Annotated in this window: 27 protein-coding genes and 1 tRNA gene; 13 read left to right on the top strand and 15 right to left on the bottom strand. The window is 39.7% G+C overall.

From position 1 onward, the window contains the following. Window positions 1-76: 76 nt before the first annotated feature. The gene (locus QXS89_04030; protein MEM3831342.1) at window positions 77-1,537 is read left to right on the top strand and encodes an FAD-binding oxidoreductase; all 1,461 of its coding nucleotides are present in this window, start codon (window positions 77-79) and stop codon (window positions 1,535-1,537) included. After that, window positions 1,527-1,823, top strand: a complete 297-nt coding sequence (locus QXS89_04025) for a (Fe-S)-binding protein (GenBank protein ID MEM3831341.1) — start codon at window positions 1,527-1,529, stop codon at window positions 1,821-1,823. Before QXS89_04030 ends, QXS89_04025 begins: the two co-directional genes overlap by 11 nt. Window positions 1,824-1,831: 8 nt before the next feature. On the opposite strand, the gene QXS89_04020 is transcribed toward QXS89_04025, so the two are convergent. The 5 genes from QXS89_04020 to QXS89_04000 form a co-directional block, all read right to left on the bottom strand. After that, window positions 1,832-3,043 (bottom strand): lactate utilization protein B, encoded by a 1,212-nt coding sequence (locus QXS89_04020; protein MEM3831340.1) that lies wholly within the window; start codon window positions 3,041-3,043, stop codon window positions 1,832-1,834. A 6-nt stretch (window positions 3,044-3,049) separates the two neighbouring features. Further along, entirely contained in the window at window positions 3,050-4,018 is a 969-nt protein-coding gene (locus QXS89_04015) for a (Fe-S)-binding protein (protein ID MEM3831339.1), read from the bottom strand. 154 nt (window positions 4,019-4,172) lie between these two features. Beyond that, window positions 4,173-5,015, bottom strand: coding sequence for a hypothetical protein (locus QXS89_04010; GenBank protein MEM3831338.1), 843 nt, complete (start codon window positions 5,013-5,015; stop codon window positions 4,173-4,175). Then, on the bottom strand, window positions 5,012-5,962 hold the full coding sequence (locus QXS89_04005) for a hypothetical protein (GenBank protein MEM3831337.1): 951 nt from the start codon (window positions 5,960-5,962) through the stop codon (window positions 5,012-5,014). Before QXS89_04005 ends, QXS89_04010 begins: the two co-directional genes overlap by 4 nt. Before the next feature lie 67 nt (window positions 5,963-6,029). Further along, entirely contained in the window at window positions 6,030-7,649 is a 1,620-nt protein-coding gene (locus QXS89_04000; GenBank protein MEM3831336.1) for an APC family permease, read from the bottom strand. A gap of 283 nt (window positions 7,650-7,932) precedes the next feature. Between QXS89_04000 and QXS89_03995 the strand changes: the two genes are divergently transcribed. From QXS89_03995 to QXS89_03985, 3 genes are all read left to right on the top strand, one after another. Continuing rightward, window positions 7,933-8,559 (top strand): LysE family translocator, encoded by a 627-nt coding sequence (locus QXS89_03995; GenBank protein MEM3831335.1) that lies wholly within the window; start codon window positions 7,933-7,935, stop codon window positions 8,557-8,559. Window positions 8,560-8,647: 88 nt separating this feature from the next. Next, a complete protein-coding gene (locus QXS89_03990; protein ID MEM3831334.1) occupies window positions 8,648-9,550 on the top strand; it encodes a hypothetical protein in 903 nt (300 codons plus the stop codon). Window positions 9,551-9,715: 165 nt separating this feature from the next. Next, on the top strand, window positions 9,716-10,168 hold the full coding sequence (locus QXS89_03985; protein ID MEM3831333.1) for a hypothetical protein: 453 nt from the start codon (window positions 9,716-9,718) through the stop codon (window positions 10,166-10,168). Window positions 10,169-10,209: 41 nt separating this feature from the next. Here QXS89_03985 and QXS89_03980 read toward each other — a convergent pair whose 3' ends face one another. From QXS89_03980 to QXS89_03970, 3 genes are all read right to left on the bottom strand, one after another. Further along, complete coding sequence (locus QXS89_03980) at window positions 10,210-11,184, bottom strand: hypothetical protein (GenBank protein MEM3831332.1); 975 nt, start codon at window positions 11,182-11,184, stop codon at window positions 10,210-10,212. A 4-nt stretch (window positions 11,185-11,188) separates the two neighbouring features. Next, window positions 11,189-12,202: a methionine synthase gene (locus QXS89_03975; protein ID MEM3831331.1), complete on the bottom strand. Its 1,014-nt coding sequence runs from the start codon at window positions 12,200-12,202 to the stop codon at window positions 11,189-11,191. 238 nt (window positions 12,203-12,440) lie between these two features. Continuing rightward, window positions 12,441-14,435 (bottom strand): 3-hydroxyacyl-CoA dehydrogenase/enoyl-CoA hydratase family protein, encoded by a 1,995-nt coding sequence (locus tag QXS89_03970; GenBank protein MEM3831330.1) that lies wholly within the window; start codon window positions 14,433-14,435, stop codon window positions 12,441-12,443. 93 nt (window positions 14,436-14,528) lie between these two features. Here QXS89_03970 and QXS89_03965 point away from each other — a divergent pair, with 93 nt between their 5' ends. Together QXS89_03965 and QXS89_03960 are read left to right on the top strand one after the other, a co-directional pair. Then, window positions 14,529-15,332 (top strand): electron transfer flavoprotein subunit beta/FixA family protein, encoded by an 804-nt coding sequence (locus QXS89_03965; GenBank protein ID MEM3831329.1) that lies wholly within the window; start codon window positions 14,529-14,531, stop codon window positions 15,330-15,332. Continuing rightward, window positions 15,329-16,288, top strand: coding sequence for an electron transfer flavoprotein subunit alpha/FixB family protein (locus QXS89_03960; protein ID MEM3831328.1), 960 nt, complete (start codon window positions 15,329-15,331; stop codon window positions 16,286-16,288). The genes QXS89_03965 and QXS89_03960 overlap by 4 nt, the downstream gene beginning before the upstream one ends. On the opposite strand, the gene QXS89_03955 is transcribed toward QXS89_03960, so the two are convergent. The 4 genes from QXS89_03955 to QXS89_03940 all read right to left on the bottom strand — a co-directional run bounded on the left by QXS89_03955 (window position 16,274) and on the right by QXS89_03940 (window position 18,313). Beyond that, the gene (locus tag QXS89_03955; protein MEM3831327.1) at window positions 16,274-17,248 is read right to left on the bottom strand and encodes a GDP-mannose 4,6-dehydratase; all 975 of its coding nucleotides are present in this window, start codon (window positions 17,246-17,248) and stop codon (window positions 16,274-16,276) included. The genes QXS89_03960 and QXS89_03955 overlap by 15 nt on opposite strands. 211 nt (window positions 17,249-17,459) lie before the next feature. Next, entirely contained in the window at window positions 17,460-17,729 is a 270-nt protein-coding gene (locus QXS89_03950; GenBank protein ID MEM3831326.1) for a PqqD family protein, read from the bottom strand. Beyond that, window positions 17,726-18,124: an OB-fold nucleic acid binding domain-containing protein gene (locus tag QXS89_03945; protein ID MEM3831325.1), complete on the bottom strand. Its 399-nt coding sequence runs from the start codon at window positions 18,122-18,124 to the stop codon at window positions 17,726-17,728. The genes QXS89_03950 and QXS89_03945 overlap by 4 nt, the downstream gene beginning before the upstream one ends. Before the next feature lie 115 nt (window positions 18,125-18,239). Then, window positions 18,240-18,313 (bottom strand) — tRNA-Ile (locus tag QXS89_03940). Between the two features lie 113 nt (window positions 18,314-18,426). Here QXS89_03940 and psmA point away from each other — a divergent pair. The 6 genes from psmA (at window position 18,427) to metG (ending at window position 22,713) form a co-directional block, all read left to right on the top strand. Next, window positions 18,427-19,158 (top strand): archaeal proteasome endopeptidase complex subunit alpha, encoded by a 732-nt coding sequence (psmA, locus tag QXS89_03935; protein ID MEM3831324.1) that lies wholly within the window; start codon window positions 18,427-18,429, stop codon window positions 19,156-19,158. Next, complete coding sequence (locus tag QXS89_03930; protein MEM3831323.1) at window positions 19,155-19,853, top strand: ribosome assembly factor SBDS; 699 nt, start codon at window positions 19,155-19,157, stop codon at window positions 19,851-19,853. Before psmA ends, QXS89_03930 begins: the two co-directional genes overlap by 4 nt. Before the next feature lies 1 nt (window position 19,854). Continuing rightward, a complete protein-coding gene (gene rrp4, locus QXS89_03925; protein MEM3831322.1) occupies window positions 19,855-20,631 on the top strand; it encodes an exosome complex RNA-binding protein Rrp4 in 777 nt (258 codons plus the stop codon). Then, on the top strand, window positions 20,594-21,331 hold the full coding sequence (rrp41, locus tag QXS89_03920; protein ID MEM3831321.1) for an exosome complex exonuclease Rrp41: 738 nt from the start codon (window positions 20,594-20,596) through the stop codon (window positions 21,329-21,331). The genes rrp4 and rrp41 overlap by 38 nt, the downstream gene beginning before the upstream one ends. Before the next feature lie 3 nt (window positions 21,332-21,334). Further along, window positions 21,335-22,222, top strand: coding sequence for an exosome complex protein Rrp42 (gene rrp42 / locus QXS89_03915; GenBank protein MEM3831320.1), 888 nt, complete (start codon window positions 21,335-21,337; stop codon window positions 22,220-22,222). 143 nt (window positions 22,223-22,365) lie between these two features. Further along, window positions 22,366-22,713, top strand: a complete 348-nt coding sequence (gene metG, locus QXS89_03910; GenBank protein MEM3831319.1) for a methionine--tRNA ligase subunit beta — start codon at window positions 22,366-22,368, stop codon at window positions 22,711-22,713. On the opposite strand, the gene QXS89_03905 is transcribed toward metG, so the two are convergent. From QXS89_03905 to thiM, 3 genes are read right to left on the bottom strand one after another with little or no spacing between them, the layout of a single operon-like run. Further along, window positions 22,688-24,022, bottom strand: coding sequence for a hypothetical protein (locus tag QXS89_03905; GenBank protein MEM3831318.1), 1,335 nt, complete (start codon window positions 24,020-24,022; stop codon window positions 22,688-22,690). The two genes, metG and QXS89_03905, sit on opposite strands and share 26 nt — an antisense overlap. Window positions 24,023-24,051: 29 nt before the next feature. After that, complete coding sequence (locus tag QXS89_03900) at window positions 24,052-25,371, bottom strand: M20/M25/M40 family metallo-hydrolase (protein MEM3831317.1); 1,320 nt, start codon at window positions 25,369-25,371, stop codon at window positions 24,052-24,054. Between the two features lie 43 nt (window positions 25,372-25,414). Continuing rightward, on the bottom strand, window positions 25,415-26,224 hold the full coding sequence (thiM, locus tag QXS89_03895; protein ID MEM3831316.1) for a hydroxyethylthiazole kinase: 810 nt from the start codon (window positions 26,222-26,224) through the stop codon (window positions 25,415-25,417). Window positions 26,225-26,362: the final 138 nt, after the last annotated feature.

Here is a 26,362-nt window from a genome sequence, read left to right as displayed (position 1 = left end):
TAAATATCCCGAAGATCTCCTTTTAATAACTAATTTTAACTACTTCTCCACTATATTAGTTAGAAGGCCTACTCCTATGAAGATTGAAGAGATATATGGTAAAATTAAGAAGCTTGTAGGCTCCGATAAGGTTTCTCAGGATCCTGTTGTGCTAGGTCTTCACAGTGTTGATGCAGTTTCTTTTCCTCTCTTACCTAAGGATCTCTCTAGAAGATTTATTATAGTGTCTCCGGAGAGTTCGAGAGAGATTAGCGAGATTGTTAAACTATGTTATAAGGAGAAGATTCCTGTGATACCTCAAGGAGCTGCAACAAGTCTAGCCCTAGGATCTTCTGTTATAAGTATTACATCTCTGAATCAATTTACACAGCTTGAGTATGGTGTAATAATATACACTGGGCGTATGAGAAGAGTTATAGAGTTCTCTAGAACTGATAGATATATAATCGCAGAAGCTGGTATAAGAATTGAAGAATTAAACGAATATCTAGAGATGAATAGATCAGGACTTTTCTTCCCCGTAGATCCAGCTTCCTCTAAAGCTGCTACACTTGGCGGCGCCATAGCCTCAGGAGCCGGAGGTCTTAGAGGAGCTAGATATGGTACTATGAGAGATTGGGTTTTAGGACTCGAGTTCGTAGATGGTCTAGGAAGGATTCATAGGATTGGCTGTAGAACTGTAAAATGCAGGCAAGGATATGACATGGTAAGGCTTCTAGTAGGATCTGAAGGCACGCTAGGGATTATATCAAGTGCAATTCTAAAGCTATGGCCTAAGCCGAGGAGTATTGCGAGGTTGTTGTATTACTCGGATTCTTTTGAGAAGGCATTTAGAGCATTTCTAGATCTCAGAGAAGAGTTTGGAGTTCCTCTGATCTCAGAGTATATGTCGGATAAGATTGTAGAAAAAGTTAAAGAGGTTACAGGAATATACTTCGGAGAAGGACATGCTATTATAACAGATTTCGAGTTAGAAAGATCCTCACAAGCTGACGAGATCTTCAGAAGAGCCGTAGAGATACTCTCCAGACATGGTATAAAAAGTTATTACATGGCTACAGATAGAGATCCTGATTTTGATAAGATATATCAGTTAAGAAGATCTATGTATCCTGCAACTGTTAGAGCTAGAAAGATGAAATATATAATTATAGAAGATGTGGTAGTCCCGATATCAAGGATCCAAGATTATCTGAACACTCTAGAGAGTATAAGCACTAGATATGCTAGAGAGATCTATGTAGGAGGTCATATAGGAGACGGGAATCTACATCCCAAGTTCGAAGGAGATCTTGAGGATCCTAAGGACAGAGATCTAGTCTTGAAAATGGGGAGAGAAATAGCCTTAGAAGCAGTCAGATTAGGAGGAAGTGTCAGCGCTGAACATGGTATAGGTACTATGAAGATAGAGCTTCTCAGAGAAGAGTTCAGATACAGAGAATCAGAGCATACCTTGAACCTAATGAGAGAAATTAAAAAGACATTCGATCCGGGAGGGATTCTAAATCCAGGTAGAGTGATACCTATTGAGAAGTGAAGAAAAAGATATAGAGTTTATAAGGAGAGAAGTGTCAAAGTGTGTTTTCTGCGGATTCTGCGAGTTTGAATGCCCCACCATAGATATCAATGGCTTGAGAGGCTACGGTCCTAGGGGGAGAATTAGAGTATCTCTACTCTACCTCGAAGGGATATATTCTAAGGCTACATACGAGTACATATACACATGCCTTCTCTGCGCAGCATGTGTGCCTGCATGTCCTGCCAGAATAGATATACCCGGCGTGGTTGTGGCTATGAGAAGGTTGCTTAACTCTAGAAAATAATCTGAATTCTATGAGGCCTTATCCTGAGATTCTGAGAGGATTTTCCTAACATGCATAGATTTTATTCTTGTAATAAGTTTAGGCAGATCTATTTTCATAGGACATACCTCGCGACAAATCCCAGCGTGGGCGCATAACATGCTCAGATATCCTGCTGCCTCGAATTCTCCTAGTACATAAAGCCATACAACACCCATAGGACCATTAAAACCTTTAAACCCGAATCCAGGTCCTATAGACTGGTAGATCGGGCATTCGAACACGCATCTACCACATCTAATACATTTAAGAATCTCGTGGAAAATAGGATCTCTAGAGATTCTAAGCCTTCCGTTATCGAGAAGCACTATGTGAAGTTCTCTAGGTCCTTGAGCTCCTATAACTCTCTTATGCTCTATATCGGCTGTAGAGCTAGGACCTGTTATAATACTAAGATACGTAGGTGGATAGAGCCCGTCATAAGCGGCTTGAACCAGAGCAGCTTTTATAGCATCCTCAAGTGATGGCATGATCTTATCTACAGGGATTAGTGCTATGTGTTTTTCTGGTATTGATGTGACAAGTCTTATATTACTCTCATTCTCTACAAGCACTATAGCTCCTGTATCTGCAGCAAGAGAATTCGCGCCCGAGATCCCTACACTAGCTGAGAATATCTTCTTCCTTAGATAATCTCTCACAGCAGACGCTATCTCCTCTGGAGAGGCTGTGTCAGGTATTCTAATACGGATCTTCTTAAGTCCTTTTATGATTCTATCTCTGGTTATGTGGATTGCAGGAGCTACAGGATGAGAAGGTTCTTCTCCAAGTATCTGTACGAGGAACATGCCTAGATCTGTTTCCACTACTTCCACACCTAAATCCTCTAAAAATTTGTTTAACTCGATCTCCTCAGTAGCCATGCTCTTAGCTTTAATAACGATCTTGCTAGATCCTATTATATCTCTTATAATCCTCCTCGCCTCCTCACCATCTCTGGCGAGGTATGCTCTGCCACCCATCTTCTCAATACTTCTCATAGCTTTCTCAATATAATTTTCGAGATCTCTTAACACCATCTCCTTAATCTTTCTAACCTCCTCAGCCCATGCAACTATGTGAGGATACTCTTCTAGTAGTCTCCATATCTTATCAGAAGACTCTGTAGTAATCCTTGTAATCTGATCTCTCATCTCCTTATCATCAAGAGTTTTTCTCAGTTTTTCATAAACTTCTCTCAAGCAGGCTCACCCTAGGAATTCAGCGAGATCGTGTATCATGGCATTATAATCTTTAGAATACCTGCTAAGACTAACATAGCATATAGGACACATAACAATGATCTTGTTAGAGTATTTCGTAAGCTCTTCAAGTCTCACACGTGCTACAGAACCTGAAACTCTAGGAGCTATAGATTCTATAGGACCTCCACAACATCTTGTTCTCACGCGACTTCTCAGAGGTTCTTGAAATCTCACGTTAAGCTTGTTCAGAACAATTCTCTGAGGATCTATTATATTTGAATATCTAACCAGAAGACATGGATCGTGAATAACGTAAGAATTCTCTTCCGAAGAACCTTCTCTCTTGAGATCAAGATTTTCTCGAGAGAGAACCTCAAGATAGTGTACAACCTCTAGATCGAGCTTCTCCACATATGAGGGATACACATGCTTCAGAACATGATGTGTATGAGGATCTATAGTGTAAACTCTTTCAACCTTATATCTTCTGAAAATTTCTAGAACCTTCTTAATATGCTCTTCAAAAGCTTCTTCAAGACCTAGCTCATATAGAAGAGCACCGCTGTATGGTTCGTCTTCATAAAGATATCCAAGATCTCTATCTACTCTTCTAAGAGCGGATACTATGTTTCTTATTATATTTGAGGATCTCTTGATCTCATCTTCAGGAATCCTCAGAATCGCTGAGAGATCTATGAATCTTCCCAAGATACTTCCAAGCCTGAGCACCACGCTAGAACCTTTTAAACCTTCTAATCTCTCGATTTGATCCACAAAACGCTTAATGTAAGGAGCCATCTGATACATACATGAGGTATATATAACACTCCTACCACCTCTCGGAAGATCAAGCCCTCGAGACCATTCAACACATATATCAGAACCAACTCCTATAGGATTTCCAGATCTCTTCATATTCTCGAGAATAAGCTTGAACACGGTATCTAGTGGAAGTGATATAGAGCTCACCATGTAAAAATAATATGTTCAATCTTTATAATATCACGAAAGTAAAGACGCTAAGGCAGGTAAAAAAGTCTTTGAAGAGGATATTTAGGAGAAGAGAAGTATATAAAATATAGATTATGTCTTAAGATGTCACTAAAACCATTATACCAGACTTGGTTTATCTCTCTAGCTCTTCTACCGTTCTATACCAGGGTTTTGATGTCCCTATCTTAGATCTTTTGATCCAATCTCTAGACTTAGGCTTCTGATCTATTGAGCTAAGAAGAAGATCCACTCTCTGAAGTACAATCCTAGAAGATTCAGGATCTATGCTTGAGAACTCTGATGACACAATATACGCAAGTTTTCTCAGATTAGTAGTTGCATCATACCAGAACCCCCAGTCTCTGGATAGTATATCTGCTATATAATCATCATCTATACAATCTCTATCAATAACACCCCTCTCTCTACAGAGTTGATGTCCGTGAAATAATACTATGAGATCCACAAGATCTTTTCTGTTTATCTCATGGATCTGAAGTTTCTCGAGAACTATATCTGCCAGTGATATCGTAGGATAATCCAGCTCAAGTCTCCCCCTTCCAGGAGTGCTACCGAATTCTACATCATGGCTGAACTCTAGTTTGTCGAAGAATATATCAACATGATATAAATCCTGAGGATGATAGTATACAAGTCTTTTAGCTCCAAATAAAGCTTTAACGTAAGGATCTGTTTTAAACCTGAGATCTTTTTCGAAGAATTCGATTACATTCTTCCTCTGCTTACTATATCCTATTAGATCTAGGTCTGTGAAAACAGCTTCTTCTCCCTCGAATCTTCTCATAACATTATAGATTTTAAGAGTATCTGGTTTATCTAGAGAGTGTATATATATCGCTACTGCTCCTAATACTCTTAGAATAACACCTCTATCCCTAGCACGATCTATTATATTAATAGCTTCTCTAACGAACTCATCTGCTGGAAGAGAAACTTTTCTACCTAGACTCATCAACCCTCAACCTTCCAATAATTTATAAGTTTTCCTCCATCGATTTCTACTATGAACCCTTTTAAAACACCCTCACTATACTCACTGCCTGGGTTGACAACAATTGTTTTCTTAATTCTATCCATACCACCAGATTCATGTATATGACCATGCAATCCTATTAAAGGCTGGTATTTCTCTATGATCTTTCTCACAGCTTTACTTCCTACATGCTCATATTGAACTACTCCAGCTATTGTTACAGGCTTCAGATCCTTACCAAGCATAGGAGCTAGATCTAGATGCGTGTTATATGGTGGAGGATGTATATTGAAAACCGCTTCTGAAGGCTTCCTAAGCTTTGAGATCTGCCTTTCAAGATACTTCTCCAAATCTCCTTCTTTCATCTCTCGAGGAGTGTTCCACGGGGTAGGATTCACATATGGACATGAGATCATCTCAGCATCACCTAGCTCTACAACTCTATCAACAGGATATATAACACCTCTATCACTATACTCTTTAATCACATCATCGATTACATACTCATCATCGTTTCCAGGCATTACAATAGTCGTGACCTTCCTAGTATCAATCTTCTCAACAAGCATGTCAAGCCATTTTCTAAGTCTTTCAATCATCTTCTCAATGATCAGTTTATTCACTTTCTCCGGTGAGGCTTTTAGATCTTCAAGTTCTTTCTCATCAACTCTCACATAATATGCTCCAGCACCTTCAAGCCTTTCTTCGAATGCTCTGATCTCTTCCTCATTCTTAAGCTCCCACACTCTTCCAAAGTACCTTGCAGTGTGAATTCCACTAGATCTCCTGATTATAGGTACCAAAACCTTTCCGGTAAGATCTCCTGATAAGATTAGAGTGTTCACCTTATAGAGTTCGAAGGCTTTAAGCCATTTTCTCCATACAAGAGTTGATCCGTGGACGTCTACCGAGAAGAATATTCTAATCATCTGATCACCATCTTCTGAATATTAATTATACGAGGATACTTAAAAAAGTCTTTACATTTTTAAAACCTTATGCTGGAGGTATTTGAGCATAGATCTTAGAAGGATCTATTCCTCTAGCTCTGTTTCTAGCAGCCATGTAGGTGAAGATTAGCAAGCCTATAACTCCTACGAGAATGTTTATGAGAACAATCATAGGTTCTGTATATGATGTCAGTATCATGAAGAACCAGCCTAAGCCAAATATAATGGTTCCAACAGCTGTAGCTAGAATTTTTGATGGAAACACCATTCTCTCGAAAAGCTCAGGTCTCCACCATGGGACTAGCATGAGAGCAAGACCTACAGGCCATACGAATAGAAAGACGCTGAAGTCTAGGAAAGAGATCAAAGCTGTTGCAAGCCCGTAGCCCATGTTCTCTAGAAGCGTCATGAATGCTCCGAAGAGAGCTAGCAGAGCTGTGACATGATTAGCCCACGTAGGTGCAGCCCATCTCGGAGACACCTCAGCTATTTTCTCGGGCAGAGCTCTGTCGAAAGCCATTGCAAAAAATCCTCTCACACCACCAACCCATATGGGTATTACCGTGTTGAAATACCATAAGAAGTATGCCAGACCTATTACTATTGCAATAATAGGATTTGGAAAAGCTATGGCGGCATAGAATGGTACTGAAGCATCTGGAGCTGGCTTGCCTTGGAGAATGCTTTTTAGAACATCCTCGTGCTCATACTTAAGGTAGGAGTATGCAGCAAGGAAATTATAATTGAAAACCCATGGAAGGATCGCTGCATTAGCAAGATATAGAATCATAACCATTATAAATCCTACGGCATATCCTCTTAAATAACTTCTCGAAGGATCTTTAACCTCGCTGCCTACGAAAGTCACGATCTCAAGACCTGTCCACGCCCATAAGGTCCATAGTAGCATTCCGTATGTTCCTGTAAGCACATCATTTGGTGTGAGTATTGATATGCCGTAGGATTTAGCAATAGTTTCATTATATGCTGCCTGCATGATCTTATCAGAAACTCCAGCTCCGAATATATAATCAAATCTGGAGACACCTCCTCCAGGACCTAGTGTTAATAATGCTATCAGCACTACTACTGTGACTGTTAGAGGTAGTAGTGTCATTATTCTCATAACCCACTTGATGATCTTCATCCCCATGTAATTTATAGCCCAGATCACTGCAACAAGGATCATTGCTATAATCATTTGATTAATAGGATTCGTGAAAGCTTCTCCCAGACTTATAAGATCCTCTCTACCACTAGACAAACCCGCTACCACGAGAGGACCGCTCAGAGCTTTCACCCCTATGAATAGCAGGAAGCCTGACGCAATAGCAGAACCTCCACCCACAATAAAGTACCAGAATGGTAGAAAGCCTAGAACCGGGTGTATTGTTCTCGATACAAATACATAGAGACTTCCGGATCTAGGGTATGAAGCAACTATGAGAGCAAAACCTATCACCAGGGGTAGAAACATTAATCCAGCTATGAAGAATGCAAGAGCTATATTACCTCCATAAGCACTGGGGTCTCCAAGAATCTTAACAGTATAGTATGTCATGCCAGAAGCTGCAGGTGTTGCAAGAGCCCATATAGCTATGTCAAACCAGCCGAGTTCTCTGATAAGTCCTGAAGCTCTCCTAACAAAAACAATTTCTTCACCCATATAACCGCACCTCTATATTTAAAATTTTCAATGCTTAAAAACCTATACCCCTTTTTAAAGGGTTTAGAATATGCGAGAAAAGTTCAATAAAAATATTTTGAGTAGAGGTATTTCTTATCAATAAAATATTAGAAATTAAAAGATAATCTCGTGGGTAAAGATCATATTATTTTAAATAAGTTTTAGGTATTAATCGAGATCAAAAAGTTGGTTGTCTTCCTAGATTTAGATGACTAGGTATTTAATTTCTTGTAGAGATATCAAGAAATTAAAGATGTGAGAGGTGTCAATCTTCTCAGAGATCGTAAAAAGTTTTATCTATGGATTCTTTTACGGACTCTCACTAGCTGTTCCTCCAGGTCCTATGAACGCTCTCATAGCTGCAAGATCTATCAGATCTTTCTCTTTAGGTTTTTCAACAGGTGCTGGAGCTCTTACAGCAGATCTTCTTTTTATGATTCTTACATATAAAACCTACGAGCTGGTGAGAAGCCTTCCTATCGAGATCTTCTATATCTCAGGAGGTTTATACATGCTGATTCTAGCTATAACTATTCTGAGAAGTAGTGAGGAGAGTCAGAGAGGAAACTCTAACCCTGATAACAGCTCTAGGATTCTGATGGCATATGTCACGTCTCTGGTTCTCGGAGTTACAAATCCATACCAGATCCTCTGGTGGCTTACAGCAGGTCTCTCTTTCATTTCTATATTTGGATTCTCAGCAGTTTTAGGATTGTTTATAGCCATACTACTCTGGATCATATTATTTCCTCTAGCTGTAAGAAAAGGCTACTACAAGAGTAGTAGAGCTACGATTCTCATAGTAAAAATCTTCTCGTTCACAACACTTCTAGTTTTCTCAGCAATAATACTCTATAATGGGATCATAAGAATTATTTTCTCTAGATAGTATAATAAGATCTTCTTGCATAGAGCTCTTAACAAGTTAAACTAATTTTAAAATTCTGAAGCCCTCGTTAATATCTGAGGAGAGGTCCTTGAAAAGCATTAGGATCCTTATCTCAGGGCTTCTACCACATGATTCTGGGAAGACTACAGTAGCTAAAGAGATTGCAAGATTTTTACGCGAGAAAGGGTTTGATATAGGTGTTTCAAAGCCTATAGCCGGTCATAGTCTTTGGTATCAGGCTGATACCTTCTACTACTCTATAGATGAAGGAATTCTACTGGGGCATGATGTTGTGGAGCTTAGGAGAAATGCTGGTTCTGATGATCCCTATGAAATTATAAATCCTCTGGACATAGCTACAATGCCATACGATGTAGCTCGTGATGGTAGGATAGATCAAATGTTGCTCTATAAAATGCTTTTCTCATCCTCTATCGAGTCATCTATTATGATAAGAATCAGCTTCTGCGATAATTCCTCGCAGAGATATCCTTCAAAACATTATATTGTTAAGGATAACTATAGACTTCTTAGCGGAGCATTAAAAAAAGAAGTAGATCTTCTGATCGAAAGACTTAATTCCAGACCTGAAGAGATTTCAGCAGCAGATCTGGAGGAAATACTCTGGGAAGGTGTTATACATAGTGATAGATGTCTGGAAGAGATCTTCAGGAGACATGATATTGTAGTTGTCGAAAGCTTTAATGATTCATCAGCACCTAATCTGCACTCTCTAGAATCAGATGTAATTCTCATAACTACCCCAGGCAGAGTACTTATGTATAGAGGAGACGAATATAGAAAGGTCTTCAACATCCACTACCCCTCAGAGATGTATAGTAAGAATAAAATGATTTCATGGCCTACCACAAGAGACCTGATCAGATTTCTAAAACCTCTGTACTCCATTGAGCTTCCTCATAAGATGTTTGAAGAAGAATTTGAAGCAGCTGTAAAGGATCTGACTGACATGATTCTCGAGATAAAATAGAGCAAAATAATTAATAGAATATTATTAAAAGATTTCAGTGAGAAATATATGTAGAAGGTAGAAGATGATGAGTTAGAACAACCTGAACATGATGAAGGGCCAAAGCTCTGATAAGTGAAAGCCTCAAATTAATTAGCCTTGCTAAGGATATTATCGAGGATTAAGATGAGTTTTGAAGCTGAGATATTAGGATTTGAAGTTTCCGGTGAATGTGAATGGATAGATCTTGAGCTAGCTGATGGCAGCAATATTTCTGTGAAACCTTATATAGCACAGATAGCTAGGATAGGGAGTGATCCTAATACAGGAGCTCCTGTATACGCTGTAGGAGCTAGCTTTCAGATCAGATATCTATCTGTATCACCACATAAGAAACCTCAGACCCAGCCTGAGTTCATAGGATTCAAATCTAGAGGAGAATGCCAGTGGCTTGAGGTGAAAATAGAAGATGGAAGCATTCTCAAGGTTAAACCCAGCATAGTTTATGTAATGAGAGTAGGTTTCGATCCTATGGGTGTACCTCAGTACATGGTACAGATCCAAACAGCTATTCAAATTCTCAAGATCCCAAAAGAATTGATCAGAAGATCTTCATTAAAAACCTCTATGCACACATGATCTCTTCTTAATCCAAGAGATTTTAGCTAATCAGATGATTCTCAGACTACTCTACCTAGCAACCTTATCTTTCTCATTGCAATCCTCTCAGGTAGGAACTCTAGATTAGTATTATGAGTTACATAAATCCTCTCGGTATCTCTTAGATTCTTCTCAATATTTGATATAAGATCTCTCAGATTCTCTAATTTCTCTATCTTTGTATTCCTACTATCTATTATACCTACTCCCACCTCTCTACTTTTTCTCGCATCTTCTGCAAAGGTTTCTACTGAAACAGAACTTGATATAAGGTCTATTACCGGTATCATATTTTTCTCTGAAGATATTTCAGCAAGTCTTCTCACATTGCCAGGATTATATCCGAAGTATACTATGATCCAAATATGTCCTGGCATATGGTCGGTGATTCTCCTATATAGATTCACGTATTCTTCTGAGAGATCTTCAAAACCGAGCTCAGGCTCGTGAAGGTCTAGATTCCTCACACCCTCTCTAAGAGCTGTCTCAAGTTCTCTAAGAACAACTTTCTCAACATAGTCTCTTGCAAGGTCTAAGTGTGAGGAGTATACTGATTTTTCTATGATAGAGTTGCGAGCCAGTGTCAGAGGTCCTGGGAGAGATATTGAAAGCCTTTGGATTCTGTGTTCCTGTTTTAGTATTTTAAGATCCTCGATGAGAGTTGTTGAAATATGAGCCTTGTCATACTCGATTTTCTTCCTGAAGACTGGTTGTCTGTAGAAGAAGTTATTATCATAAAACCTTCTCAGACCATTCACTTCAGCTCCTAGATATGATGCTAGAGGATTAAATAGATCATCCCACCTGTACATCCCATCGCTAACTCTAGCAAAATCATATGAGAAGGCAAGATCTAGAAATCTTTTTAGAGAAGATCTATAGCTCTCATCAAGAATCTCCTTAGGCACTTTCCCAGACTCATATCTTGAGATAGCTCTTGCAATACTCCTGGTTCTAGGCATTGAGCCGAAGAGGATCTTACCTATAGAAGGCATTAGATCACCTCAGTACAATACTTGTTAATCCTCTTTTCTCGAGTTCTCTCCTGAGAATTCTAACTCCTTCAACCATCACCTCGAGCTTAGCTTTCGCAATCTCTCGGGGGAGTAGCTTGAGACCGCAATCAGGATTCACATAGATCTTATCAGGCGAAACTATATCCATAACCTTTCTAAGAGCTTTCACAACCTCATCCACACTCTCAACTCTCCTAGAATGCACATCCACAACTCCGAACCCTATCTCCTTATCACCTAGTCTTCTAAGAATCTCGAGATCTCTAAAACCTCTATTGGCGAATTCCAATGCAAACTGACTTACATTAAGTCTATCAAAGTATCTTGAAAGAAGCTCATAATTACTATAACATACATGAAGCCCTAATTTTATACTCACACCCCTGGTAGCCTCGTTAACAACCTCTACAGCCCACTCCATTTCCTCTGGATGAGTTGTAAGAGCTGGTTCATCGATCTGAACAAATCTTGCTCCAGCTCTCTCAAGCTCTAATATCTCTCTATTAATGATCTTTGCAAGCTCGTGTGCTAGCTCCTCCTTTGAAGAGTAGTACTCGTTATAACTCCAGTCAGCTATCGTGTAAGGACCTGTTATAGTCATCTTAACAATCTCTCTAGAACTTACTCTGCGTAAGAATTCGTATTCTTTAACAGTGATAGCTTCTTCATAGGATAGCTTCGAGACTACGGCAGGCTTATTGAAGAAGTTGTTACCCCAAACTCTTACAGGTCCATAGAACTTAAAACCTTTAATTCTCTTGGCAAAATACTCAACCATCTCATCCCGCCTCATCTCGCCATCGCTCGGTATATCAACCCCCGCCGCCTCCTGATCTCTCACAACCGCTACTACAGCATCGTTAAAAGCTTCTTCAAGAACCTTCTCATCGATTCTGCCAGCATTATATGATCTTATAATTCTCCTAAGCCATCTAGGCCTAGGATAGCTACCAATAACACTCGTAGGAAGTATTGGAAGAACGATCTCACTTTTCATCAGAGCATACCTCTATAGAGACATAATGTTTAAAAGATTATATTTTGAGAACTGCTTAAAATCCGTAGCCTGGAAGATCTTAACACAACTGCTTCAGATCTAATAATAGGGGTTCAGCTCTGGTATAGGTTTATATTGCTTTATGTTATTCTTCTTCTATAGGTATCATTAATATTGCTACATGAAGTATCACTTGAAAGTCTGTGGATAGGGTAAATAAAAGCTTGAGAAAAAAGATCTATCTGCCTTTAAACTCGGGCTTTCTCTTCTGTAGAAATGCTGAAACACCTTCTATAAGATCCTCGGTGCTGAATAGAATCCCGAATTCTGCGGATTCGAGGGTTAAACCTGCTTCTAGAGGAGCTTCAACACCGTATCTGGCGGCATGTTTTGCAGCCATTAGAGCTATAGGTGCTTTCTCCGAGATTTTCACAGCAATACTTCTCACTTCTCTTTCAAAATTCTCCGAAGGAACTACTCTATTTACAAGGCCTATTCTCTCAGCCTCTCTAGCAGGGATCATGTCTCCTGTAAATATTATCTCGAGTGCTCTGCCTAAACCTATTAATCTACTAAGCCTCTGAGTTCCTCCGGCACCGGGTATGAGACCTAGATTTATCTCAGGCTGTCCCAACATGGCGCCTTCAGATGCTATCCTTATATCGCATGCAAGAGCTATCTCAAGACCTCCTCCTAGAGCGTATCCGTTGATAGCGGCGATTACAGGCTTGGCTAGTTTCTCTATCTTGCTTAGAACTTCCTGGAATCTTCTTGAGAATATATATGCTTTAACAGGGTTAACTCCTGCAAATCCTGTCACATCAGCTCCTGCAGAGAAAGCTCTGCCACTTCCTGTGATCACTATAACCCTCACACTGTCATCAGCTTCAAGCTCGTCTAGAACCCTGGAGAGTTCTTGAAGCATCTCTATATTGATCGCGTTAAGCCTCTCAGGTCTGTTCAATACTATCCATGCAACTCTATTCTCCTTTCTAACGAGTAGTGTTGAGAGCTTCTTCTCTTCAACAACACCATATACATAGAATCCCGCACCACTTTTTCTTCCAAGCTTATTCTCAGAGATCATCTTCATCAGTAGAGGACTTGGCTCGTAGTCCTCGATCCCATATCTAGACTTGAGATCTCTTAAGGTGCTCACTACAACATCTAAACCCCATTCATCTGCCATCTCAAGCAATCCTCTAGGATATCCTAGTCCTAGTCTGACGGCCTTGTCTATAACCTCAGCTGAGTCTACAATACCTCCATATATAAGATTAGCTGCCTCATTAACCGCTGGCGCGAATATTCTAACAACATCGATCTTCTCACCAGCTTCTCTAGGTATGCTAGGTCTGCTATACTTACCAGGCTCTGGATAGACGTAGAATCCTCTGCCTGTCTTCATACCATACTCGCCTGCTCTAAACTTGTCTTCTATAGCTCTACATGGTTTCAGCTTGTAGCCTCTTCTACTCATCTCATTCATTATGAATACAAACACATCAATACCTGAGAAATCTAGGAGTTCGAATACTCCCATGGGGAGTCCTAGCTTGTATCTAACAGCACTATCAATAGATATAAAATCTGCCTCACCAGAATCAACCATATAACATGCTTGAGATATTATTCTTCCTAGAATTCTATTAACTATGAACCCCGGCACATCTTTCTTAACTATGACAACCTCCTTGCCGAGACTTTTAGCATACTCAACAGATAGATCAATAGTTTCTCTAGCTGTCTTCTCTCCTGCTATAACCTCTACAAGAGGCATTAGAACAGGTGGATTGAAGAAATGTATTCCTACAACCTTCTCAGGTCTTCTTGTTGCCTCAGAGATCTCTGTTATGGGTAGAGAAGAGGTGTTAGTAGCTAGAATAGCATGAGGCGGAGCATTTAGATCCATTTCCATGAAAACCTTCTTCTTAAGATCAAGATTCTCAGGCACAGCTTCTATAACAAGATCAGATTCCTTCACTGCTTCAGCTATTGAGAGACTTGTTTTGATCCTACTCATCACAGTTTCTATATCTTCTCTCAGAGTACCTCGTTCCTTGAGTTTTCCAAGACTCCATCTGATACTATTAAGAGCTTTCTGGAGAATCTCATTAGATACATCTACCATAACAACCTCATAGCCTGCTATAGCTGAGAGCTCTGCAATACCATGTCCCATGGTTCCCGCGCCTATAACAGCTACTTTTTTAATTTTTTGAGAAGAACTCATTATACTCACTCGATAAAGTATTATGTATAAAACCTAATAAAATAAGTATAATCAATCTTATATTCTATGAAAGAAATGTTAGAAGGGGTTTAGATGAATATAGCTGTTCTCGTTAAGCTGGCAATAGATACAGGACAGCTTAGATTTGATCCCTCAACATATAGACCTCTTTTAGATGATATACCTCTTAAGATAAGTGATATAGATAGAAACGCTCTCGAAGAAGCTCAAAGACTTAAAAGCTTTGGATTTTCAAAGATATATTCTGTCACAGTACTGACATGGGGTCCTATTACTAAGAGGGTTCAAGAGGCTCAGAGTATTCTCAGAGAAATTCTAGCTCTTGGAGCTGACGAATCTATTCTCATAGCTGATGAAACCACTGTCGGAGCTGACAGCACTTATGTAGCGAGACTCATATCAACTGCTATTAAAAAGATTGGAGATGTAAGTCTTGTTCTAGCTGGAGAAGCTTCCATTGATAGATTCACTTCTCAGATACCCGCGAGAGTATCAGCTGAACTAGGTTACTCATATGCAGGCTTTGTGAGAAAGATTGATTTTAAAGGCGACAGACTTATCGTGGAGCGTGATTTAGAGAATTTTGTAGAGGTTGCCGAGGTTAGAATGCCAGCTGTTATTGCAGTAACTAGGGAGATTAATACTCCTAGACTTCCTACGCTTCTTCAGATCAGAAGTGCTATGAAGAAACCTATAACAATATACAAGTCGTCAGATCTAGGTGTTACAAGCCCTGTGAAAACACCTGCAGTCTCTTATGAAGGTGTTAGAGTTACGAGGAAGAATATCATTATAGAGGGTAAGGATATGAAGGAGAAAGTCTCGAAACTAGTTGAATATCTTATTTCTGAAGGTGTTATAACTCCTAAGAGGTGAGGGGTATAGGAGAGATCCTTGTTATAGGATCTTTGGGAGATATAAGAGATCTAACAGGTGTCGCAGGATTCATATCATCCAACTTGGGAGATGTAGGCGTAGATGCTCTCCTGATCTCTTACACAGATCTCAGATTTGTAAGCGAGCTCGAAAGCTTCGGCCTAGAGAATGTATACTATATTGAAGAGAGATCTTTAGAAACACCAGAGGAGATCTCTAGCGCACTGATTCAGATGATCAAGTCACATGATTATAGATATATAATAGGAGTATCTTCGAAGATTTTGAAAGAAGCTTTTGCAATAGCTTCTCAGAAACTTGAGAGAGTTCTAATGGTAGATATAGCATCCATAGAAAGAGATGAAAAAGGTCTAGTTGCTGTGAGAAGTGTGATGGCTGGCAGAGTTAGATCTAGAGAAAGAGTTCCTGAGAAAGCTTTTATAATAGTTGGAGTGGGCAGGTCCAAGCCTGCTAAGATATCTGATAGAAAGACTATGATAAAGCCTCTTAAGATAGATCTTGAAAGAAAGCTGAATATACTAGAGAGAAAACCTAAAGCGGCCGCAACTGTAAGATTAGAAGAAGCAGAAATCATCGTATCCGTGGGAAGAGGCTTCAGAAGTAAAGAAGATCTTAAGATAGCATTCGAACTAGCAGAAGCTTTAGGAGGTCAAGTAGGATGCTCAAGACCTATAGCAGCAGATCTCAAATGGCTACCCGAGGAACATTGGGTAGGACTTTCCGGTAAGAAGGTTAAGCCCAAGCTCTACATAGCTCTAGGGATCTCTGGACAGCCTCAGCACATAGCAGGAATACTTGATTCGAGGATCATAGTTGCCGTGAACAAGGATCCTAATGCTCCCATATTTAAGAACTCTGACTATGGAATCGTAGGAGATCTATATGAGTTCATACCATTATTCAAAGATATGATCAAAAGTTTAAAGGCTGGCTAGCTCTCTGATCAGAGATCTAGCTGTAAGTCTTACCGCATCATAACTCGATAGCCTAGGACTCCATCCCAGACTTTTTATGCGTGATATATCTAGAAGCATTAGCTTAACATCTCCAGGCCATCCTCTTCCGTCGCTTGTTGCAGGTTTATAGTTAATCTTCACATTTTCTAATCCCATCTCATTGATCACTATATCAGCTATGTCTCTCACACTAATCCAATCTTCATTACCTACATTCAACACGTAGACAGAATTCTTCGCCGGATCTCTTCTCTCTAATATCTCTGCTGATAGCTTCAAAGCCTTAATAGTATCATCTATATAGAGATAGCTCTTTCTCTGACTTCCATCTCCTAAAATCTCTAGCTCTCTAGGATTTCTCATGAGTTTTCTTATGAAATCATACACAACCCCGTGAGTTGATCTAGGGCCTATAATATTTGCAAGTCTTAGAATAACTGAGCTGAAGTTGTATAACCTAGAGTAGGTCTGGATCATAATCTCTCCACTAGCTTTACAAGCCCCATAAATACTCACAGGTTTTATAGGATGATCCTCTGGAGTTGGTATCTTCTCAGCATCTCCATACACAGTGCTACTACTAGTAAAAATGATCTTACTCACATCTCTCTTCCGCATGAACTCAAGCACTCTAAATGTTGCAACTAGATTCTCATTGAAATTACTCTCAGGATTCATAGATGAAGCTCTTACATCTGGATTTGCCGCCAGATGATATATAAGATCAAATCTGAGATCTATGTTATCCAAACACCCGGGATCCTTTATATCACATATTTTATATCTACACATACTAGGATTCTCAATACATTTCCTAAGATACTCCATTCTTCCTGAGGAGAGATTATCAATGACAAACACTTTATAACCATCATTAATAAGACTATCCACTAAGTGACTTCCTATAAAACCTGCACCACCTGTGACCAGGATATTCATAGCTGACACACTCTACAAAGCTCTTCATCTTCCATCTTCTCTCTTACTTTCCAAATATTAAAATGCCTACCAGAAAAATTCTAGGTTCAAAATCTCTTCAATGCTTTAGAAGTTCGCATGTTCTAGAGCTTTAAAGAGATAACCCCGCCAGAGAATGCGGGGTTTGGTTCTATAAAAAAGAGTTCTGTACGAATTTAATCTATACGAGATCCTAGGCTTCTGCTAGAAGATTTGCCTTCAGAAGTACCTCAAGTATGTTAATTATAGGTTCTCTGATTTCTTCCTTGTTAAGGCTCAGATCTTCTGAGGCTTTCTGTATTATATCGCCAACAGTTCTAGAGCCATCGCAGAGACTCCATATGTAGTAGGCTGCAGGATCTAGAGAGTATACCTCTTCATCTGATAAGGCTACTACAAAGTTGTTTCCATCGCTACCTACGAGATCTCCTTTCTTGATAAGTTTTTTAGCTTCATCTATCACTCTTCCTCACCTCTTCCTCTTCTAAAGCCTCCTCTGAAGCTTCTTCTCTCAAAGCTTCTACTGCTAGTAGATCTAGGGGTACTCTCGGGAACCTGATCTGATTCTGGAAAGCCTTCTATATCTACAACCTCTATATTAGATCTAGATCCTGCGTTAAGCTGAACCTCACCTTTATAAGATGTAGTCCAAGCATTATCGATTCTAATCACATCATTCTCTCTAACACTCCCAGCGCGAGGCCCCCACAGTGTTAACTTGATTCTTCCAGTATCATCTCCTATAATTGCTTCGCTAATAGTTCTAGAACCCTTCTTAGTCTGTATGACTCTAGGTTTTGTAGTTGAGAGAACCCTTGCGATAACGGATATATTACTTTCATTATCTTTTAACTCCATTATCTTTAGACTTCTTCGAGACCCAGACGATTCTTCTTTTATTTCCATTCTTCACATCTCATATACGTGGTTGATTAATAATCTCTTCCAAAGCTAATAAATATCTTACAAAGAATGGGCCCGCGGGGATTTGAACCCCGGACCCCCCGGTTATCAGCCGGGTGCTCTACCAGGCTGAGCCACGGGCCCTTGCTCCACTATTAAATACTGTTCAGGGTTTTAAACATGATAGATTGAGAGGTCTTCGGATGTCTTCTATATAAAAATCTCTTTTGATAATTATTTTTGAGGATGAGAGCATAATGGCGTTCGGTCCTGCAAGTGCGGGGTATGATAGAGGTATAACTATATTCTCACCTGATGGAAAGCTTTATCAGGTTGAGTATGCCGCGGTAGCTGTTAGACAGGGATGGACTATAATAGGTATTCAAGGCAGGGATTCTGCTGTGATCATCTCTGAAAAGAGAAAACATGCACCACTAATAGATCTATCGGATCTAGAGAAGATATTCATTATAGATACTCATGTAGGCGCTACATTTGCAGGTTTAGGAGCTGATGGAAGAGTTCTAATAGATTATGCTAGGATAACCGCTATAAGGCATAGATTTATCTATGATGAGCCTATGGATATTGAAAGTCTTGTGAGGAGTATAGGAGATCTGAAGCAGATCTTCACCCAGCAAGCTGGTGTAAGACCTTTCGGAGTATCTCTAATATTCGCAGGAGTTGATTCAAGAGGAGTTCACGTGTATAAGACAGAACCTAACGGTCTATACTTCAGATATTTTGCCACAGCTGCTGGATCTGGAGAACAGAGCGTTATTGAGTATCTCGAGAAGAATTATAAGGAGAATATGAGTCTTGAAGAAGTTGTCGTGCTAGGTTTGAAAGCTCTTAGATCATCTGTTGAAACACCGCTCTCACCTGAGAGAGTTGAGATAGGCTATGCCTCTCTGAAAGATAGAATCTTTAGAAAAATGAATATTGATGAAGTTAAGAAATTCATTTCAGAGGCCGGGGTAGATAAATGAGTTCTAAAGAATATGTAATAGCAAAATATGAGAGCCATGGAAAGAAGTTTGAGATACTAGTAGACCCTGAGAAAGCACTCGAGTTCAGAGAAGGTAAGAACATACCCTTGGAAGAAGTAGTTCAAGGAGAGTTTATATACAGAGATGCTAGAAAGGGTTTGAAAGCCTCTCCCGAAGAAATTAGATCTGTTTTTAATACTGATGAGTGGAAGAAGATCGCGGAGGAGATACTTAGAAAAGGCGAGCTTCAGCTCACTACAGAGCAGAGAAGAAGATTAATAGAGTCAAAGAAGAGAATGATTATAAATTATATAGCTAGAAGTGCTATAGATCCTCAGACTCAGAAGCCTATACCACCATCGAGGATCGAGGCTGCAATGGAGCAGGCTAAGGTGTCAATAGATCTCTATAAGAGAGTTGAAGAACAAGCCCTGGACGTGGTGAAGGCAATATCAAGAATAATACCTATTAAAATAGCGAGAGCTATTATAAGAGTTAAGATTCCTCGTGAGTATGCGAGCTCTAGTATAGGTGTAATAAGTAGGTTGGGGGAGGTTAAGAAGAGGCAGTTCTTTCAAGATGGTTCTGCAGAGATAGAGATCGAGATACCGGCAGGGATGCAGGGAGAGATCATAGATAAGATCGCGAAGGCTACTAAAGGTAATGCCTCAGTAACTATAACAGAGGTACGATAGCATGAGTAGTAGGAATAAATCTCAGGGAATTATAAGAGTTTCTCACAGAGAGATCGTAGGACCTGGAGATGTTATAGGTGAGGGAGGAATAAGCTTTGAGAAGTATCCTTATGCATATAGATTTAGAAATAAGATTATATCAACAGTATTAGGAGTTGCAGAAGTAAGATCTGATAATACTCTCAAGATAACTCCTCTAGAAGGTGTTTACATACCTTCTGAAGGTGATATAGTGATCGGAGTAGTGGAAGAGGTGAACCCTACTTATGCCTATCTAGATATAAGAGCACCTTATAAAGGTATCCTACCTGCAACAGAAATTCTTGGAAGACCTCTTAATCCTTCTAAAGATGTTCTCACCGATTATGTATCTATCGGAGACGTGTTTCTAGCACGTGTAGAGAGATTTGACCTGCTTAGAGATCCTCTTCTCTCTATAAGAAAAGAGAAAGGTCTTGGAAGAATCGTGGAGGGATCTCTGATCGAGATCATACCTACAAGAGTTCCAAGGGTTATCGGGAGGAGGAGCTCCATGTTAGAGATACTTACTAAAGAGACAGGATGTGATGTTGTAATCGCTAATAATGGGAGGATTCTCATAAGAAGATGCGCTACCCAAGAGCATGAAGAAATACTTATAAAAGCTCTGAAGATAATAGAGATGCAACCCTATGTAAAAGGTTTAACAAATAAGATTAGAGAGTATATTGTAGTAGAGAAGGTTAGGAGGGGTCTCATAGGTGGGTACTCTCAAGGCGGATCTCAAACTGATAAGTGAAGAAGGAATCAGAACAGATGGAAGAAAACCCAACCAGCTTAGACCAATTAGAATGGAGGTTGGAGTTCTTAAGAATGCTGATGGCTCCGCATATGTTGAGTATGGCAATACCAAGATTATTGCAGCAGTATACGGCCCTAGAGATCCTGGTACAAAGCATATACTTCTCCCTAATAGAGCTGCTATAAGATGCAGATATCATATGGCTCCATTCTCAACTCATGATAGGAAAAGTCCTGCTCCTACTAGAAGAGAGATCGAGCTTTCTAAAGTTATAAGAGAAGCTTTAGAACCTGCTGTAATAGTTGAGAGTTTTCCGAGAACAGTGATCGATATCTTTATAGAGGTTATAAATGCTGATGGGGGGACGAGGACTGCAGGAGTGACTGCTGCAGCATTAGCACTAGCTGATGCGGGGATTCCTATGAGAGATCTCGTGGCTGGTGTTGCTGTGGGGAAGGTTCAGGGAGTTCTTGTTCTAGATGAGAATGAATTAGAAGATATGTATGGAGAAGCTGATATGCCTGTTGCTATGATGCCTACACTCAGAGAGATTACACTACTCCAGCTTAACGGTGTGCTTACCGAGGAGGAGTTTTATAAGGCTCTGGAAATGGCTATAGAAGGTATTAATCAGATCTATAGAATGCAGAAAGAAGCTTTGAAGAAGAAGTATCTAGAAAGCGTGGAGGTGGAGTAGATAATGTCTATGACTCCTACTAATCTGCCTATAATTCCTAAGATTAGGAAGAACGCTATACTCACGCTACTTAGTAAGGGTACCAGAATAGATGAGAGAGGTTTTGAAGATCATAGGAACATAAGTTTTAGAACAGGTTTAATACCCAACGCTAACGGATCAGCTTATCTAGAGCTTGGAGAAACCAAGGTGCTTGTAGGAGTGAAAATAGAGATAGGCTCACCTTTTCCAGACACGCCTGAGGAGGGTAATCTTATAGTAAACGCGGAGTTTCTACCTCTAGCATCACCAGTATTTGAGCCAGGACCTCCTGATGAGAGAGCTGTAGAGCTAGCAAGGGTCATAGATAGATCTCTTAGAGATGGGAGGGCTATTGATCTGAGTAAACTGGTTATCATTCCTGGAAGAAAGGTTTGGAATCTCTTCATAGACATCTACATCGTAGACTACGACGGAAATGTAGTAGACGCATCATCTCTAGCAACACTACTAGCTCTGATGACAGCAGGTGTGCCTAAGGTGAGTGTAGACCAGTCAACCGGAGAGATCTCATATTCTAAGAAGGAGTTCGAACCTCTCCCAATACAGAGAAGAGTTGTGACATCTACAATAGCTAAGATAACAGATGAGAATACAGGTGCGAGATACTATCTCTCAGATCCCTCCCTTGAAGAGGAGATGATCTCAGACACTCTAGTGACCATAGCTTATTCTGAAGACGGAAGAATTGTAGGAATGCAGAAAAACGGTATTCAGTCTATTCATCAGGATGACATAGGAAGAATCATAACTCAGGCTAGAAGACTTTCGGAGAGGTACTTCACAAGATTAAAAGAATTGCTAGAGGTAGCAGGAAAAGAGGAGAGAGGATCTATCTCAACATCTCAATAGGTAGAGTTTTCATTATAGAATCCATAGGTTTAGTTTACATCAATTGGCTTCACAACCTCATCCTTTCTCCTGCATTTGTCTCGGGCTACTAGATGATAGAATAGTTAAATTGTTTAGGCATTATATCTCTTGTGGTGTGTATAATGTCTGGAGAGTCTGAGATCGATATAGAATTCTTCAGGAAATTAGATCTTAGGATAGGCGTTGTTAAGCAAGCTGAGAGGATCCAGGGAACAGGACTTCTTAGATTGATAGTAGATCTAGGAGATCTAGGAGAGAGACAAATTATAGCAGGAATAGCTGAGATCTATCAGCCTGAGAAACTTATAGGTAGAAAAGTTGTTGTCGTGGCAAATCTAAAACCTAAAAAGATCAGGGGATTCATGAGTCAGGGTATGATCCTTGCTGCAGGATGTGAAGAAGGGGCTAAACCATCTCTTCTATCTCCAGATCCTCTTGTAGAGGTTAAACCTGGTTCGAAAGTTTGCTAAGCCTTCTAAAAGTTATTTTTCCTCCGGCTTCTCTCTCAATTCTTAAAATAGCTATCGAGTGTGGAGGCATAGAGATCCTCAACATATTATGATGAGAGATGATTTCATCCCATAGATTTCTTCTGAAAGAAATATAAGCACGAGTAACATATCCACTACTTCTCACAATAGTTCCGAAACCTCTATCCAGATGATTTACTAGCAGCATATTCAGCCTGCCGAATTCATCGAACCACAGATCATGAACGAGAATATGTGAGGGATTTACAGCAATATTATAGGAGCTCACCTTAGATCCGAAGGAGGTCTTTAGAGGATTGAGAACTCCTAGAGATAAGAGCCATGGCGTTGTATCATTGAGAGAGCTACCGAAGTCTAAAGCTAGATCTATTTTCTTCTTCTCGGACCTCGCTCTTATAAAGCCTCTCCTCGAAACCTCTACATCTATATGTGGGTGAGATGCCATGCTTATCATGTGGTAGATCCCGGATGCGGAAATCCACCAGCTCCTAAGCCTGAGATCATGTTCTAAGAATGCTTCTGCATATCCTGCTGGATGAGACCAGAATACTCTGCTCAGCTCTATATTCATTCTAATAGAAAGTTCTTTCACCTCCAGATCTCTTATAAAGATCCTATCTCTAGGATCTATATATATCACGCCTCCACCTCCAAGACATAGTATGCGATCCTCTAGATCAGAGCATCGCATATCTTTATTTAAATCTTCTAGAAGAATCCTTAGATCCCGAATTTTAAAACCTATAGTATTATCTCCAGCTTTCCAAATCTTATCTCTTACTCTACCTAATCTCAATGCTTTCGAAAGATCCTTTCTCATTCTATCAATAGAATCCTCAGGTATGAATGTATGAGGAGGTGTTATAAGAATCTCTTCATTCTCAATGTATAACGTTTCTATAGGATAAGGATTTAGAACCCCGCTCCCACCATCATCTAACACGCCAAAGAATTCTAATAGTTTCATAGCCTTATCATGTGTTATAGGTTCTACCGAGGGATGGCATTCTCTCCTCACTATATCCATATGATCTTCTATCACGCATTCGTTTGTCTCTAGATCTTCCACATGTATGTCTTGAACTGTTATACAGCCACCTGCATCATCATAGATCTTAATACATCTACTATCAAATCCACGAGCCCTAAGATCTGCTTTCAAAGCCTTAATCCCTAGAAACTCTGCTATTGAAGGTGCTGTAGCAAGTTCTAGACATGAATCATCTGCCTGCTCTATTTCTAGAATACTCTTTCCAGAAAACCTCTCACAGAGATCTGAACATTTCATAGAGGTAGCTCCTATCTACTCTTAAGATTTTAAGAGCTTAGAAGCTCTTTTAAAAGCTCTTCATAGAATCTTTCAAGAGGTTCTAAACTCCACACCTCCACATACTCATCAGGGCCATGAACGTTTCCTCCTACGGGACCGAAGTCAATCGCCTCTACTCCTAATGGAGAGAAATATCTTGAATCACTAGCTCCAGCTCTTTCAACGATAGAAGGTTTGATCCCTAATCTCCTCAGGATCTTAATAGATTTCTCTATGATTCTAGAACTCATAGGAGTATAGAGATAACCTCCTCCTCCATAGATCTCGTATGAAGCTTCTGGCAGGTATTCTCTAAGGATCTCTGATAGATATCTGCTTATCTTCTCTCTCCCAGCATCCTTCAGAGGTGCCCTCAGATCTATTTCAATCACGTGATACTCTCCATCAAATCTATAGATATTGGGAGTCACTGTAACTCCATAGAGACTTGGGAAATCAGGCTCCACCAAGCCTCTGGTCAGTGGTATTAGCGAGAGTAGAAGTTTTGTAAGATTAATATCCACTTCGATTTCTTCAGATCCCTCCTCCGATACCGCTTCTATCTCAACGTACTCTGGAAGTATATTACTTTTTACGAAGGAGCCTCTAAGACTTGAAATATAGAAACCTCTTGAATCTATATCTCTAGCTAGAGCTATTAGAGGATGAACGTCAGCTCCTGGTAAGAAGTATGCTGAATGTCTATACATACTTCTCAGCTCATATCTTGCCAGGAACTTCCTACCTCTAATCTTTGTTCTCAAAGATCTGACTCTAATAATAATTCTGAAGCTACTTCTTCTTTTATTGATCACGGCCAGCCCTCCTCCATCGCCGTTTATAAGGTAATCTGGTTTAAGTCCTTCTCTAATCAGCTTATCTCTCACAACAAGAGCTCCATTAGATCCTCCTATTTCCTCATCTCCTGTCAAACATATTATAACGCTACCACTACTCCCATCAATTAGATCATCAATCCTACCACCGATTCTTATCATAGCAGCTACATTAGACAGATCATCTATAGAACCTCTTCCATAAAGTCTTCCACTTTCCTCAACCGGTTCAAAAGGATCTCTGCTCCACGAAGGACCTGGAGGTACCACATCGTAGTGAGCCATAAGCATTATCACAGGATTTCCTCTTCTTCTCACAAGCAGGAAGCTGTGAAATCCGTTAGAAACTATCTCTTCATAGTCAAAATTGTTCTCATGAAGGATCTCTCTAAAACCTTCTACACATTCTTTAGAAGGTTTTAAACCAGTCTCAGGATCGTTTATACATTTAAGTTTTATAAGATCCTTTAGAATATCCTTTATACCTCTCACAAGATATACCTCTAACTAGATGAGTAACCAGGGTTTAAAATATCTATCTAATTCTATTGATCATTCTTCTCATAATTTCTTCCGAGATAAAATTCTGTATGCTATACAGAGAGTTTATAAGCTCCACCTTGAAAGACGCTGGATTCCTCCCGCTTCTCATCTCAGCAATCTCTCCAGCTCTTTTAAATGCTACCAAGCCTTCTAATGATGCTAAGAGATGGTCTTTCTCGACAGCGGAGAAAGATGATATGACAGAACCAACCATACATCCAGAACCTGATATATGTCTGAACATCTCAGAACCTCCTCTGACCTCTAAAATATTTTTCCCATTAGAAACATAGTCTATCCTGCCTGTTGCAACAGCTGTAACACCATATCTCGATGATAGTATCTCTACAGCTTCTAAACCGCTTTCTGCAATAGATTCAACGCCTTTAACCATGCCTCCTAAACCTGCTAGAGAGAGCATTTCACCTGCATTACCCTTGAGTATAGATACATAGCCTGTTTGAAGTATTTTTAAAGCTGTCTCTGTCCTAAGCCTCGTAGCACCAGCACCCACAGGATCTAGTAGCAGAGGCTTGTTATACTTTCCTGCAAGTCTTGCAAGATGAATCATGGATTCGATCCATATAGAATCGAGAGTTCCTATATTGATATATATAGAATCAGCTACAGACACCAGATCTTCCAATTCCTCTATTGCATGAGCCATTATAGGTGCAGCTCCTATGGCTAAGGTCACGTTTGCTGCATCATTCATTATCACGAAATTCATTATATGATGAATCATAGGCTTTCTCTCTCTTATTTTCTCAAGATCTTTTAGAAAAAGATCAAGATCAATCATAATAGATCTCCTAAGGATATACTGATAATTAACTTATAAATATTATATAGGTAGCCTATGGTCTCATAGAATTTAGAGAAAAGAAGACAAGCGATCAGAGCCTAGAATAACTATATCCTGAGAAGAATATATAAGACC

The sequence above is a fragment of the Sulfolobales archaeon genome, from assembly GCA_038881635.1.
Lineage (GTDB): Archaea > Thermoproteota > Thermoprotei_A > Sulfolobales > AG1 > WYEN01.
The sequence above is the reverse complement of the archived record's forward strand: the minus strand, read 5'-3'. Positions and strand labels throughout refer to the sequence as shown.